The 13,090-nt window shown below is 65.3% G+C and carries 14 protein-coding genes; 5 read left to right on the top strand and 9 right to left on the bottom strand.

Translation table 11 applies throughout. The annotated features are described in order from the left end of the window. Nucleotides 1-78: 78 nt before the first annotated feature. Nucleotides 79-1,287, top strand: a complete 1,209-nt coding sequence (locus ACZK2G_RS08965; RefSeq protein WP_046986530.1) for an acetyl-CoA C-acyltransferase — start codon at nucleotides 79-81, stop codon at nucleotides 1,285-1,287. A gap of 576 nt (nucleotides 1,288-1,863) precedes the next feature. Here ACZK2G_RS08965 and galU read toward each other — a convergent pair. From galU to cmk, 8 genes are all read right to left on the bottom strand, one after another. Further along, entirely contained in the window at nucleotides 1,864-2,742 is an 879-nt protein-coding gene (gene galU, locus ACZK2G_RS08960) for a UTP--glucose-1-phosphate uridylyltransferase GalU (RefSeq protein ID WP_046983803.1), read from the bottom strand. Then, nucleotides 2,739-4,652 (bottom strand): polysaccharide biosynthesis protein, encoded by a 1,914-nt coding sequence (locus tag ACZK2G_RS08955; protein ID WP_046983804.1) that lies wholly within the window; start codon nucleotides 4,650-4,652, stop codon nucleotides 2,739-2,741. Before ACZK2G_RS08955 ends, galU begins: the two co-directional genes overlap by 4 nt. Nucleotides 4,653-4,655: 3 nt before the next feature. Continuing rightward, on the bottom strand, nucleotides 4,656-5,645 hold the full coding sequence (locus tag ACZK2G_RS08950) for an MraY family glycosyltransferase (RefSeq protein ID WP_046983805.1): 990 nt from the start codon (nucleotides 5,643-5,645) through the stop codon (nucleotides 4,656-4,658). A gap of 3 nt (nucleotides 5,646-5,648) precedes the next feature. After that, a complete protein-coding gene (gene lapB / locus ACZK2G_RS08945) occupies nucleotides 5,649-6,827 on the bottom strand; it encodes a lipopolysaccharide assembly protein LapB (protein WP_012510791.1) in 1,179 nt (392 codons plus the stop codon). 6 nt (nucleotides 6,828-6,833) lie between these two features. After that, complete coding sequence (locus ACZK2G_RS08940; RefSeq protein WP_046983806.1) at nucleotides 6,834-7,118, bottom strand: LapA family protein; 285 nt, start codon at nucleotides 7,116-7,118, stop codon at nucleotides 6,834-6,836. Between the two features lie 82 nt (nucleotides 7,119-7,200). After that, nucleotides 7,201-7,506 carry an integration host factor subunit beta gene (locus ACZK2G_RS08935; protein ID WP_005409286.1) on the bottom strand — a complete coding sequence of 102 codons (306 nt, stop codon included), beginning with the start codon at nucleotides 7,504-7,506 and terminating at the stop codon, nucleotides 7,201-7,203. A gap of 87 nt (nucleotides 7,507-7,593) precedes the next feature. Continuing rightward, the gene (gene rpsA / locus ACZK2G_RS08930) at nucleotides 7,594-9,279 is read right to left on the bottom strand and encodes a 30S ribosomal protein S1 (protein ID WP_012510790.1); all 1,686 of its coding nucleotides are present in this window, start codon (nucleotides 9,277-9,279) and stop codon (nucleotides 7,594-7,596) included. Between the two features lie 198 nt (nucleotides 9,280-9,477). Then, complete coding sequence (cmk, locus tag ACZK2G_RS08925) at nucleotides 9,478-10,155, bottom strand: (d)CMP kinase (RefSeq protein ID WP_046983807.1); 678 nt, start codon at nucleotides 10,153-10,155, stop codon at nucleotides 9,478-9,480. 197 nt (nucleotides 10,156-10,352) lie between these two features. On the opposite strand from cmk, the gene ykgO reads away from it, so the two are divergent. Next, nucleotides 10,353-10,478 carry a type B 50S ribosomal protein L36 gene (gene ykgO / locus ACZK2G_RS08920; protein ID WP_005409283.1) on the top strand — a complete coding sequence of 42 codons (126 nt, stop codon included), beginning with the start codon at nucleotides 10,353-10,355 and terminating at the stop codon, nucleotides 10,476-10,478. Nucleotides 10,479-10,508: 30 nt separating this feature from the next. On the opposite strand, the gene ACZK2G_RS08915 is transcribed toward ykgO, so the two are convergent. After that, nucleotides 10,509-10,787: a hypothetical protein gene (locus ACZK2G_RS08915; RefSeq protein ID WP_478475572.1), complete on the bottom strand. Its 279-nt coding sequence runs from the start codon at nucleotides 10,785-10,787 to the stop codon at nucleotides 10,509-10,511. On the opposite strand from ACZK2G_RS08915, the gene ACZK2G_RS08910 reads away from it, so the two are divergent. The 3 genes from ACZK2G_RS08910 (at nucleotide 10,682) to ACZK2G_RS08900 (ending at nucleotide 13,077) form a co-directional block, all read left to right on the top strand. Then, on the top strand, nucleotides 10,682-10,954 hold the full coding sequence (locus tag ACZK2G_RS08910; protein WP_428709117.1) for a hypothetical protein: 273 nt from the start codon (nucleotides 10,682-10,684) through the stop codon (nucleotides 10,952-10,954). The two genes, ACZK2G_RS08915 and ACZK2G_RS08910, sit on opposite strands and share 106 nt — an antisense overlap. Nucleotides 10,955-10,993: 39 nt before the next feature. After that, a complete protein-coding gene (locus tag ACZK2G_RS08905) occupies nucleotides 10,994-12,031 on the top strand; it encodes an agmatine deiminase family protein (RefSeq protein ID WP_295378291.1) in 1,038 nt (345 codons plus the stop codon). A 158-nt stretch (nucleotides 12,032-12,189) separates the two neighbouring features. After that, the gene (locus ACZK2G_RS08900; RefSeq protein WP_046983810.1) at nucleotides 12,190-13,077 is read left to right on the top strand and encodes a carbon-nitrogen hydrolase; all 888 of its coding nucleotides are present in this window, start codon (nucleotides 12,190-12,192) and stop codon (nucleotides 13,075-13,077) included. The last annotated feature ends 13 nt before the right edge of the window (nucleotides 13,078-13,090 follow it).

Below are 13,090 nucleotides of genomic sequence, written 5' to 3'. Positions count from 1 at the left end.
CGGGTCGGCATCCCTCTGCCTCTGGTAGGTGCCCACCTTGGCGGGCACACCGGCAAAAAACTTCGAGAGATCACTGCAATGACCAAGCAAATCCAGGACGCCTACATCGTCGCCGCCACCCGCACCCCGGTTGGCAAGGCGCCCAAGGGCATGTTCCGCAACACCCGCCCCGACGACATGCTCGCCCACGTGCTGCGCAGCGTCGTCGCGCAGGCGCCGGGCGTGGACGTCAACCGCATCGATGACGCGATCATCGGCTGCGCGATGCCCGAAGCCGAGCAGGGCATGAACGTGGCCCGCATCGGCGTGCTGCTGGCCGGTCTGCCGAACACGATTGCCGCGCAGACCGTGAACCGCTTCTGCTCCTCCGGCCTGCAGGCCGTGGCGCAGGCCGCCGACGCGATCCGCCTTGGCAACGCCGACCTGATGCTGGCCGGCGGCACCGAATCGATGTCGATGGTGCCGATGATGGGCAACAAGATTGCGATGGCCCCGAGCGTGTTCGACAACGACCACGTCGCCATCGCCTACGGCATGGGCATCACCGCCGAGAAGGTCGCTGAAGAGTGGAAGGTCTCGCGCGAAGACCAGGACGCGTTCGCCCTGGCCTCGCACCAGAAGGCCATGGCCGCCATCCAGAACGGCGACTTCAAGGACGAGATCAGCCCGTACGAGATCGTCTCGCACCAGCCCGACCTCGCCGACGGCAAGCGCATCATCACCCGCAACAAGATTGCCGACACCGACGAAGGCCCGCGCCCGGATTCCTCGGCCGAAGGCCTGGCCAAGCTTCGCCCGGTGTTCCGCAACGGCCAGTTCGGCGGCACCGTCACTGCCGGCAACTCCTCGCAGATGAGCGATGGCGCCGGCGCGGTACTGCTGGCGTCGGAACAGGCAATCAAGGATTACGGCCTGACCCCGCTGGCCCGCTTCGTCAGCTTCTCGGTGGCCGGCGTGCGCCCGGAAGTGATGGGCATCGGCCCGATCGCCGCGATTCCGAAGGCACTGAAGCAGGCCGGCCTGACCCAGGACCAGCTGGACTGGATTGAGCTCAACGAAGCCTTCGCCGCGCAGTCGCTGGCGGTGATCCGCGATTGCGGCCTGGACCCGAGCAAGGTCAACCCGTTGGGCGGCGCGATCGCCCTGGGCCATCCGCTGGGCGCAACCGGCGCGATCCGTACCGCGACCCTGCTGCACGGCCTGCGTCGTCGCCAGCAGAAGTACGGCATGGTGACGATGTGCATCGGCACCGGCATGGGTGCGGCGGGTATTTTCGAGGCGCTGTAAGGTTCAAGGCGTTGCCGGCTGCAGTGTCGGTTTGCTGTGGGGCCCGGGTGGGTGAGACTGCCCGGGACACGCCGTGCCCCCCCCTCCGGGGTCCGGCCCAGCCGCTAGCGGCTGTGCGTTCGGGCGCTTGCGAAGCAGTGCTTCGCAACCAAAGCGCCCTCACCCTTGGGGGCTCGATGGCGCCATCCATGGCGCCAACGGTCCCGGTCAGCCTCACCCACCCGCGCCATCCATCATTCCGCGCGGCGGAGGGGGAGCAAAGGCAGGATCAAGAGCTGGGGTCAGAGCCCTTTGCTACGCAAAGGGATCCGACCCCGACTCGACGCTCGCGGAAACGAAAAAGGCAGCCATCGGCTGCCTTTTCGCTTTTGCTCTTGCCCTCTGATTCCGCCCTTCCCGTCCGCGCCCGCAGGAAACCTGACAGGCGGGGCGGGTGGGCCTTTGCAGGACCGTTCGCCGCATGGATGCGGCGACCGAGCCCCCATGGACGGGTTTACGGCGTGTCCTGCAAAGGCCCACCCGTCCCGCCCATCACGTATCAATCAAGGCGCCGCGAACGGAGCGCTTGAAAACACCTTATTCCGCCAGCATCGCCGCCAGCTTCTCGCGTGCCGGGCCGGCCAGCTTCGGGTTGTCCAGCGCGAAGCGAATCGTCGCCTCCACCAGCCCCAGGTGCGTGCCGCAATCGAAACGGGTGCCCTCGAAACGATAGGCATCCACCTCTTCGGTCTTCAGCAGCTGCGCGATCGCATCAGTCAGCTGGATCTCGCCACCGGCACCGCTGCCGGTCTGCTCCAGCAGTTCGAAGATCTTCGGGCTCAGCACGTAGCGGCCGACCACGGCCAGGTCGCTCGGTGCGTCCTCCGGCTTCGGCTTCTCTACGATCTGCGAGATACGACCCTTGCGGCCATCGAACGCATCGGTGGCGACAATGCCGTAGCTGGCGGTCTTGTCATGCGGCACGTCTTCCACCGCGATCACGCTGGCGCCACTGGCTTCGTTGAGGTCGGCCATCTGCTTCAGCGCGCCATCGCCACGGTTCCAGATCAGGTCGTCCGGCAGCAGCACCGCGAACGGCTCGTCGCCGATCACCGCCTTGGCACACAGCACCGCATGGCCCAGACCCAGCGCTTCAGCCTGGGTCACGAAGATCGCACGCACGCCGTTGGGCAGCACATGGCGGATCATCTCCAGCTGTTCCAGCTTGCCGGCACGCTCGAGCTTCTGCTCCAGTTCGTAGGCCTTGTCGAAATAATCGGCCACCGCATGCTTGTAGCGGTTGGTGATGAACACCAGCGTGTCGCAGCCCGCTTCGATCGCTTCATCAACCGCGTACTGGATCAGCGGACGATCAATGATCGGCAACATTTCCTTCGGCACCGTCTTGGTTGCCGGCAAAAAGCGCGTCCCGAGCCCTGCCACTGGAAAAACTGCCTTGCGAATTCGCTTGCTCATTGGTGCCTGTTGGCCTCACGTGCCGGAAAGGGCACGACTTTAGCGGATGAAATGTAAGCATCCTGTTCGATGGGAGAGAACTCCGGCATCGTCGCGAACAGGATCTCCTGGATGCTGGTGGTGTCGTAGCTGCACACCGCCTCGCGCAGGCGCGGGACATTGCCCAGCACCACATCGCGCGCGAACGTGCGCACACCGGCCTCGAGAATCTTCGGGTGCGCGGTCGAACGATAGTCCTCGTCCGAATAGAACAGCGTCTCGTGCAGCTTCTCGCCCGGGCGCAGGCCGGTGTAGATGATCGGAATGTCCTTGTACGGCTGCTTGCCGGCCAGGCGGATCATCTGTTCGGCCAGGACGCGGATTGGCACCGGCTCACCCATGTCAAGCGTATAGATCGCACCATGCGAGGCTGACGCGGCGGCCTGCAGAATCAACTGGCAGGCCTCCGGGATGGTCATGAAGTAGCGGCTGACTTCCGGGTCGGTGACAGTAACCGGTCCGCCGCGCAGGATCTGCTCGCGGAACAGCGGCACCACGCTGCCGGCCGAGGCCAGCACGTTGCCGAAGCGCACGGTGACGAACCGGGTATGCGTGGACCTCTGGTCCAGGCTCTGGCAGATCATCTCGGCGTAGCGCTTGCTGGCACCCAGCGCATTGACCGGATCAACCGCCTTGTCGGTAGAGATGAACACGAAATGCTCGACGTGCGCCTCAAGGCAGGCACGAGCCACGTTCTCGGTGGCCAGGATATTGTTTCGCACCGCTTCGCGCAGCTGACGCTCCAGCACCGGCACATGCTTGTAGGCAGCGGCATGGAACGCGGTATCGACCGGATGCAGCGACAACGCGTGGCGGATCACCGCCGGGTCGCCACAGTCGCCCAGTACCGCTTCGACCTCGACATCGGGGAAGCTGCGGCGCAGCTCGCCTTCAATGGTCAGCAACAGCAGCTCGCTGATCTCCAGCAGGATGATGCGGCCGGCGCCATGGCGCGCGCACTGGCGGCACAGCTCCGAGCCGATCGAGCCACCGGCACCGGTGACCATCACCGTACGCCCGCCCAACCAGCCGCGAATCAGGTTCCAGTCCGGCATGATCGGCTTGCGGCCGAGCAGATCCTCGATCGCCACTTCCTTCAACTGCCCTGGCAGCGACTGGCCCTGCAGGATGTCGCTGAGCTTGGGTACGGTACGGAACGGCACGCCGGTGCTTTCGCAGATGGCGACGATCCGCTGCATGCCCGCGGCATCCAGCGACGGAATAGCAATGACCAGCAGCTTGGCCGCGGTTTCGCGAACCACCGCCGGCGCGTCGTCCAGGCCGCCCAGGATGGGCAGCCCCTGCAGCTTGGCCCCTCGCAGGTGGGGTGCATCGTCCAGCAGGCCCACCGGCTCGAAGTTGCCCGACCGGCGCAGGTCGCGGACCAGGGTCTCGGCCGCCTGGCCGGCACCGAGGATCAACACGCGCCGCGCGGACGAATCCGACTGCAGCGACTGGTAATCCTTCCAGGCCCGGTACAGCAGCCGGGGCGCACCCAGCAGCGCCGACAGTGCGAACGGATAGATCACCAGCACCGACATCGGTACGCCATCGAAGCGCTTCCACATCAGCACCAGCACGATGGCGACCATGCCGATGAAGCTGGCCTTGAAGATGTTCAGCAGGTCGCTGACGCTGGCGAAACGCCACAGCCCGCGATACAGGCCAACGCGCCAGAACACCAGGCCCTGCAGCAGCAGTACCAGGGTGGTGTCGACATTCCAAAGGGGAAGCGCGGGCGCGTTGGGAAGGATCGAGTAGCGCCCCGCATGGAGCAGCTGCCAGCATGCCCAGACCATGAAAAGGTCGTGGCAGACGATGGCCGAACGCGGCATCAGGCCGAGGATTCTGTCCCGCCAGGGTGAAGCCATGAGTCAGATAGTTCCTTGTCGGTGACGCAATCCATTGCGCAGGAGGAGCCAAAGGACGCTCAGCGCAATGAACCACGCGATCGCCACGACAGCCTCCCACCTCGGCTGCAAATTCGAGCAGACATTAAGCACTGTAATACTGAACAGGCCCAAAGCAAAGTACATCCCTGTCACCTGAGCGTGGCTGGCTCCTGCCTGGACCGCCCTCTGGTAGACGTGCTGGGTATGGGGTTCCGTCCAGCGTTGCCCGGAAATGATGCGCGCCAGCAGTGTGAAGCCTGCGTCCACAAGGAACGCCGAGGCCGGGACCAGCAGCAGGATCCAATTGATGTCGGTACGCACGCTGGCGATCGCCAGAACCACCGCCACGGCATACCCCAGCGCGCCACTTCCGACATCACCCATGAAGATCCGTGCCCGCGGAAAGTTGAACGGCAGGAATCCCAGGCAGGCCAGGCCCAGCGCCACGGCGGCAAGCGAATAGGGCCAGGGCAGCACCGGCGCCAGGCCCAGCGCGACCACGATGGCCTGGCTGGCGGCAATGCCGTTGATCCCATCCATGAAGTTCCAGATGTTGATCAGCGAAGCAGTGAACAGCAGCACCAGCACGGCCAGCAGCCAGCTGCCACCATGCATCTTGACCAACGCAGCCAGCAGCGCGGCGGCGATGAAGTGCACCAGCAGCCGGCGCATGGCCGGAAGCGGCTTGTGATCGTCCCACCAGCCGATGCCCGCGACCAGGACCAGGCCGAGACTGGCAACCAGCAGGCTGGGCGTTGCTTCGGGCCAGGCCCACATCGCCACGCCCGCCGTAACGAGCAGGCTGATGACGATGGCGATGCCGCCACCGCGGGGGGTTGCCACGCTATGGCTGCGGCGTTCGCCGGGCTGGTCCATCAGCTGCCTGCGCAGCGCGTAACCGCGTGCCGCCCAGGTCAGCGCCGCACTCAGCAGGGCCAATCCCAGCAGCGCCCCCATCACAAACCACGGCATGGATCAGAGCACCGCGTAGTTCAGCAGTGGCTTGACCGTGCCCCACTCCTTGCAGCTCGGGCACTGCCAGTGGTGGGTGCGCGCGCCGAAGCCGCAGCGGGTGCAGCGGTAAGCGGGGTTGCGGACCAGCAACTGGTCGGTGATGTGCTTGAGGTCATGCAGGGTCGCCGTGGAATCGGCGCCTTCGGCCAGGGTCAGGTCGATCAGCGCGGACTCGCCACGTACCGAAGGACGATCCTTGAGCTGGCGGCCGAGGTAGGCACGGGCCGGAGCCACGCCCTCCTGCTCTTCCATCAGGCGGGTCAGCGCCAGCACCGGGGCGATACCACGATAGTGCTCGGTCATTTCCGAGAGGAACGCACGCGCACCGCCGAGGTCGCCGACCTTCCGGTAGTTGGCCATCAGCGCAGGCAGCAGCTCGGGCAGGTACTCGGGATCGTTGCGGGCCGCGCGCTCGAACGCGCGCACGGCGGCTTCGGCGTTGCCGGCATCCGTTTCCAGGCGGCCCTCGATGATGCCGGCACGCACCGACATCGCGTCGGCCTGGTAGGCGCGGGCAATCGCTGCCCTCGCCTCTTCCAGCTTGCCGGCGCCGCGGAAGCGCTCGGCCAGCTCGCACTCGAACTGGCCGATCAGCTTGCCCATCGGCTCGCCGGTCACGTCCTCGAAGCGGGTGGCGTTGTCGATCGCCTTTTCCCAGTCACGCTCGGCCTGGTAAATGCCGATCAGGTGCTTGAGCGCCTGCGGAGCACGCTGGTCCAGCTGCGCCAGTTCGGTGAACACGGTCTCTGCACGGTCCAGCAGGCCGGACTTCATGTAGTCCTCGCCCAGTGCCAGCAGCGCCTGCACGCGCTGCGCGTCGCTCAGGTCGTGGCGGTTGACCAGGCCCTGGTGCAGGCGGATGGCGCGATCGACTTCACCGCGGCGGCGGAACAGATGGCCCAGCGCGACCTGGGTCTCGAAGGTTTCCTTGTCCAGCTCGGCGATGTGCAGGAACAGCTCGATGGCCTTGTCCGGCTGTTCGTTGAGCAGGTAGTTCAGGCCGCGGAAATAGGTGCTGGACAGGCGGCTGACCTGGTTGTCACCGTGGCGTTGCCCGCCACGCCGGCCGATCACCCATCCGGCCAATGCGGCCAGCGGAACGAACAGGAAAAACCACAGCCACTCGGTGACGAAATCCATCTTCGGTCAGCGTCCATCAAAAGATTGCGGGGGAACCACCGGCGCCGACGTGGCGGCAACGGACTTGTTGGCGCGGCGCAGCTGGCTGTAGAGCGGAATGACCACGCTCACCAGCACCAGGCCGGCGCCGACGATCACGCCGATCAGCAGCGCGGCAATCAGCGCCACGCCGACGGACGTATTCAATTGGGTGAACAACAGGTTGATCGACATCGCGGTCATGTTGACCGCACCAATGATCAGCCCAAGGATCAGCACCGCCAGCAGGACCAGCAGACGAAAAACCTTCATGCGACAGCTCCAGTGGCAGGAGACCGTAGCTTATCCGACTCGCGGCTCGATTCGCACGCGGTGGCGCGACGGCGGGGCGGGCTCAGGCCGGATCGGCGTCCAGCGGCAGCACACTGCTGACCCGCTCGCGCAGTTCCTTGCCCGGCTTGAAATGGGGGACGTGCTTGCCCGGAAGGGCCACCGATTCACCGGTCTTCGGGTTGCGGCCCAGGCGCGGCGGACGGTAGTGCAGCGAGAAGCTGCCAAAGCCACGGATTTCGATGCGATCCCCGGCAGAGAGGGAACCGCCCATCATTTCCAGCAATGACTTGACCGCCAGATCGACATCATCGGCCTTCAGGTGCGCCTGCCGGCGCGCAAGGATTTCGATCAGTTCGGATTTGGTCATTACCGGCTCACATCAGGGGCATCTCAGCCTGAAACGGCCCGGGCAGTGCCCGGGCCGTCCAGGAAACAACGAACAGCGTAAGGCCGATTACTCGGACTTGTTGCCGCTCAGCTGCGCACGCAGCAGCGCGCCCAGCTGGGTGGTGCCGCTGGCAGCCGAAGAGGACTGGTATTCCTCCAGCACTTCGCGCATTTCCGCGTCGTCCTTGGCCTTGATCGACAGCTGCAGGGTGCGGCCCTTGCGGTCCATGCCCACGAACTTGGCTTCGACCTTGTCGCCGACCTTCAGGTGCTGGGTGGCGTCGTCAACGCGCTCGTTGGCGATGTCGCGGGCCGAGACGTAACCTTCGATGCCGTCAGCCAGCTCGATGATCGCGCCCTTGGCGTCGACTTCCTTCACCACGCCCTCAACCTTGGAGCCCTTCGGATTGGCAGCCATGTACTGGCCGAACGGATCCTGCTCCAGCTGCTTGACGCCCAGCGAGATGCGCTCACGCTCCGGATCGACAGCCAGGACAACCGCGTCCAGGGTGTCGCCCTTCTTGAAGTTGCGAACGATGTCTTCGCCAGTGGTCGCCCAGCTGATGTCGGACAGGTGAACCAGGCCGTCGATGCCGCCGTCCAGGCCGATGAAGATGCCGAAGTCGGTGATCGACTTGATCTGGCCCGACACCTTGTCACCCTTCTTGTGGGTGGCAGCGAAGGTTTCCCACGGATTGGCGGCAACCTGCTTCATGCCCAGCGAGATGCGGCGACGCTCCTCGTCCACGTCCAGGACCATGACTTCAACTTCGTCACCGACCTGCACGACCTTGGACGGGTTGACGTTCTTGTTGGTCCAATCCATTTCGGAAACGTGCACCAGGCCCTCGACGCCCGGCTCGATCTCGACGAACGCGCCGTAATCGGTGACGTTGGAGACCTTGCCGAACACGCGGCTGTTGGCCGGGTAACGACGGGCGATGTTATCCCACGGATCTTCGCCCAGCTGCTTCAGGCCCAGCGAAACGCGGTTGCGCTCGCGGTCGAACTTCAGCACGCGCACGTCCAGCTCGTCGCCGACGTTGACGACTTCGGACGGATGGCGCACGCGCTTCCATGCCATGTCGGTGATGTGCAGCAGGCCGTCGATACCGCCCAGGTCCACGAACGCGCCGTAGTCGGTCAGGTTCTTGACGACACCCTTCAGGATCGCGCCTTCCTGCAGCTTGTCCATCAGCTGCTCGCGCTCTTCCGAGTGCTCGCTTTCGACGACAGCGCGGCGCGAAACCACGACGTTGTTACGCTTGCGGTCCAGCTTGATGAGCTTGAACTCGAGCTCCTTGCCTTCCAGGTAGGCCGGATCGCGCACCGGGCGCACATCGACCAGGGAACCCGGCAGGAAGGCGCGGACATCCTTGATGTCCACGGTGAAACCACCCTTGACCTTGCCGCTGATGCGGCCGGTGATGGTTTCGTTCTTTTCCAACGCTTCTTCCAGCTCGTCCCACACCATCGCGCGCTTGGCCTTCTCGCGCGACAGGACGGTTTCGCCGAAGCCGTTCTCGATCGAGTCGAGGGCGACCTTGACGATGTCGCCTTCGGCGACGTCGATTTCGCCAGCGTCGTTACGGAACTGTTCGATCGGCACGATGCCTTCGGACTTCAGGCCAGCGTTGATCACCACGACGTCGCCGCGGACTTCAACAACGGTACCGCTGACGATGGCGCCCGGCTTCAGCTTGGCCAGGTTGGCCTGGCTGGCTTCAAACAGTTCGGCAAATGATTCGGTCATTAGATTTACTCTGTTGGACACATGGGTCGGTGGCGTCCCCTTCAGGGGAATGGCGACCGCCCGCCTGTTGGTCGACCCCGGAAACGCAGGTCGTGTGTAGTAGGAAAACCGCCACGCATCATTGCGCGACGGAGCTGGTACAGCACTGCTTTGCGCGACCACCACCGGTGTTGCTGGCAGTACTCCCGCGCGAACGGATCAGGCAGCCGGAACCGGAAGCAGATCCATCACTCGGGCAACGACATCATCGATGCCGATGCCTGTGGTGTCGATGAGGACAGCATCGTCTGCCGGCTTCAGGGGCGCCACGGTACGCTGAGCATCACGGGCGTCGCGGGCCATGATCTCGCGCAGGAGGTCATCAAAGCTAACAGAAACCCCCTTGTCTTTCAACTGCTTATGCCGGCGCTCGGCGCGCTCCTCGGCACTGGCGGTCAGAAAGACCTTGTAGGACGCGTCCGGGAAGATCACCGTGCCCATGTCACGGCCATCGGCGACCAGGCCCGGCAGTTCCCTGAATGCGCGCTGGCGCTCCTTCAGGGCGGCACGGACCTCAGGAATGGCGGCAATGGCCGAGGCCAGCGCCCCCGTGGTCTCCAGGCGCAGCTCGTCGGTGGCATCGGTGCCGTTGACCAGGACCCGCATGGCCTCGCCCTGCTCGACAAACTGGACGTGGGTGTCGAAGGTGCAGCGGACCAGCGCCGAGGCATCCGAGGTATCGATGTCGGCCCAGCTGGCAGCCACGCCCACCGCCCGGTACAGCGCGCCCGAATCCAGGTAATGCCAGCCCATCCGGCGCGCCACGATGCGGCTGATGGTACCCTTGCCGGCCCCGGATGGGCCGTCGATGGTCAGGACGGGAGCGAGTGGATTCATGGGGGTCCCAGAGCGTGTGAAGAGGCCATTCTAGCCCCTGCCAGACGCCCCCAGCAGGATCTTTTGTGCAACCACTTGAAACCACGAGGAAAAGCCCGGTAGAATGGCGGGCTTGAACGAGCGTCAACTGCCGATTGTCTTTCGCATATCGCGGCCACGCTCCACCCGAACAACTACTGTTTACGCCGAGGTATGCCATGAAAGTCCTGTCCTCCCTGAAGTCGGCGAAGGCCCGTCACCGTGACTGCAAGGTCGTGCGTCGCCGTGGCAAGATCTTCGTCATCTGCAAGTCGAACCCGCGTTTCAAGGCGCGTCAGCGCTAAGCCTCACAGCCCTCGCGGCTGCGGCTGGCCCTACGCGGGGCCGACCCGATGCAAAAAGCCGCCTTCGGGCGGTTTTTTGTTTATGCGGCTTTTTCCTGCCGTTTTTGCTGTAATCGCCGTTCTTGACCACTGGGGAGTAGTTCGAGATGAAGCGTTACCTGTCCGCCCTGGCCATGCTGGCCACCCTGGCCGCTGCCACACCGGTGCTGGCCGATACCCTGCTTGTCGACCGCGCCCGCGAAAAACCAGCTGGTGCCCTGCCCGCGCGCGGCCAGAGCATGCAGCAGGTGCAGGCGCAGTTCGGTGCACCAAGCGAGCAGCTGCAGCCGCGTGGCGGGCAGAAACGGCAGTGGCCGACCATCAACCGCTGGGTGTACCCGCAGTTCACCGTCTACTTCGAGAAGCAGAAGGTGATCAACGTGGTGGCCAACCAGGCGGACCCGAACGAAATCGGCCCGAAACCGCCGATCCGATGATCCCTCTACCCGCCGTGCGCGGGCCTGTGTAGCGAGACCATGAACCAGACCCTTCGTTTTCCTGCCGAATGGGAAGCCCAGAGCGGCATCCTGATTGCCTGGCCCACCGCCGACACCGACTGGGCCGACCGCCTGGGCCAGGTGGAAGAGACCTACATCGCGCTGGTCGCGGCGATCACCCGCTTCCAGCCGGTGCTGATCTGCGTGGCCGATGACGATGTGGAGACCTATGCCGAGATGCGGCTGCGCTCCAACCGCATCGACATGGACAAGGTCCACTTCACCACGGCGGCCTACGACGATACCTGGCTGCGCGACTCCGGCCCGATCACCCTGCGCCGCGCCGATGGCGGCTTCCAGCTGCTGGACTTCCGCTTCACCGGCTGGGGCGGCAAGTTCGACGCGACCCTGGATGACCAGCTGGTGGGCGTGCTCGACCAGGCCGGCGTGTTCAACGACGCACCGGTGCGCAGCATCCCGTTCGCGCTGGAAGGCGGCGGCATCGAGACCGACGGTGAAGGCACCCTGCTGACCACCTGGAAGTGCCTGCACGAGCGCCACCCGGACCGCGACCGGGCAAGCCTGACTGCCGACCTGGCCGACTGGCTGCAGCAGGATCGCGTGCTGTGGCTGGACCACGGCTACCTGGAAGGCGACGACACCGACGCCCACATCGACACCCTCGCCCGCTTCGCCTCGGCCGACAGCATCGTCTACCAGGCCTGCGACGACCAAAGCGATTCGCACTACGCCGAACTGCAGGCGATGGGCAATGAGCTGGCGGCGCTGCGCACCAAGGACGGCCAGCCGTACCGCCTGTTCCCGCTGCCGTGGGCACAGCCGGTGATCGACGAAGGCCGCCGCCTGGCTGCGTCGTACGCCAATTACCTGATCGTCAACGGTGCCGTGCTGATGCCGGCCTACGGCGATCCGGCCGATGACCTGGCCCGCGACGTGCTGGCGCAGGCGTACCCGGGCCGCGAGGTCGTTCAGGTGCCGTGCCGCTCGCTGATCTGGCAGAACGGCAGCCTGCACTGCATCACCATGCAGCTGCCGGAAGGCCTGTTGAAGGCATGACGGTAGTGCCGGCCGCTGGCCGGCAACCATGCAATGCCTGATGGATCCACGGGATTGCCGGCCAGCGGCCGGCACTACCAGCACCCATTCAGCGCGCGACACGCCGTCGCCGTCCATCCGCGCTAACATGCAGGTTTTCCCCCGCAGGAACGCCCCGCATGAACTCGCGCAGCCCCCTTACCGTCGCCCTGATCCAGGAGCGCAACCACGGTGATGCCGCCGCCAACCTGGCGGTGATCGAAGCACGCGTGGCCGAGGCGGCTGCGCAGGGTGCCAAGCTGGTGCTGCTGCAGGAACTGCATAACGGTCCGTACTTCTGCCAGCACGAGTCGGTGGACGAGTTCGACCTGGCCGAGCCGATTCCGGGCCCGAGCACTGAGCGCCTGGGCGCGCTGGCGAAGAAACATGGCGTGGTACTGGTCGGCTCGCTGTTCGAGCGCCGAGCTGCCGGCCTGTACCACAACACCGCCGTGGTCTTCGAAAAAGACGGCACGCTGCTGGGCAAGTACCGCAAGATGCATATCCCGGACGACCCGGGCTTCTACGAGAAGTTCTACTTCACCCCGGGCGACATCGGCTTCAAGCCGATCGATACCTCGGTGGGCCGCCTCGGCGTGCTGGTGTGCTGGGACCAGTGGTACCCGGAAGCGGCGCGCCTGATGGCGCTGGCCGGTGCCGAGCTGCTGCTGTACCCGACCGCGATCGGCTGGGACCCGGACGATGTGCAGGACGAGAAGACCCGCCAGCGCGACGCCTGGGTGCTGAGCCACCGCGGCCACGCCGTGGCCAACGGCCTGCCGGTGCTGAGCTGCAACCGCGTCGGCCACGAGGCTTCGCCGCTGGGCGCGTCGGGCATCCAGTTCTGGGGCAACAGCCACGTGCTCGGCCCGCAGGGCGAGTTCCTGGCCGAGGCCGGCACCGATGCCACCGTGCTGGTGTGCGACGTCGACCTGCAGCGCAGCGAGCACGTGCGCCGCATCTGGCCGTTCCTGCGTGATCGCCGCATCGATGCGTACGGCGACCTGCTCAAGCGCTACATCGACTGAGCCGGAGCCCGCG

Source organism: Stenotrophomonas sp. 107298_Sma (assembly GCF_056480345.1).
Note: the sequence above shows the minus strand (reverse complement) of the source record. Positions and strands in the feature narration are given on the sequence as shown.

What these genes read in the sequence shown, in the direction of transcription:
- ACZK2G_RS08965 (WP_046986530.1), top strand. Translation starts at nt 79, where the DNA reads ATGACCAAGCAAATCCAGGACGCCTACATCGTCGCCGCCACCCGCACC.
- galU (WP_046983803.1), bottom strand. Translation starts at nt 2,742, where the DNA reads ATGAGCAAGCGAATTCGCAAGGCAGTTTTTCCAGTGGCAGGGCTCGGG.
- ACZK2G_RS08955 (WP_046983804.1), bottom strand. Translation starts at nt 4,652, where the DNA reads ATGGCTTCACCCTGGCGGGACAGAATCCTCGGCCTGATGCCGCGTTCG.
- ACZK2G_RS08950 (WP_046983805.1), bottom strand. Translation starts at nt 5,645, where the DNA reads ATGCCGTGGTTTGTGATGGGGGCGCTGCTGGGATTGGCCCTGCTGAGT.
- lapB (WP_012510791.1), bottom strand. Translation starts at nt 6,827, where the DNA reads ATGGATTTCGTCACCGAGTGGCTGTGGTTTTTCCTGTTCGTTCCGCTG.
- ACZK2G_RS08940 (WP_046983806.1), bottom strand. Translation starts at nt 7,118, where the DNA reads ATGAAGGTTTTTCGTCTGCTGGTCCTGCTGGCGGTGCTGATCCTTGGG.
- ACZK2G_RS08935 (WP_005409286.1), bottom strand. Translation starts at nt 7,506, where the DNA reads ATGACCAAATCCGAACTGATCGAAATCCTTGCGCGCCGGCAGGCGCAC.
- rpsA (WP_012510790.1), bottom strand. Translation starts at nt 9,279, where the DNA reads ATGACCGAATCATTTGCCGAACTGTTTGAAGCCAGCCAGGCCAACCTG.
- cmk (WP_046983807.1), bottom strand. Translation starts at nt 10,155, where the DNA reads ATGAATCCACTCGCTCCCGTCCTGACCATCGACGGCCCATCCGGGGCC.
- ykgO (WP_005409283.1), top strand. Translation starts at nt 10,353, where the DNA reads ATGAAAGTCCTGTCCTCCCTGAAGTCGGCGAAGGCCCGTCACCGTGAC.
- ACZK2G_RS08905 (WP_295378291.1), top strand. Translation starts at nt 10,994, where the DNA reads ATGAACCAGACCCTTCGTTTTCCTGCCGAATGGGAAGCCCAGAGCGGC.
- ACZK2G_RS08900 (WP_046983810.1), top strand. Translation starts at nt 12,190, where the DNA reads ATGAACTCGCGCAGCCCCCTTACCGTCGCCCTGATCCAGGAGCGCAAC.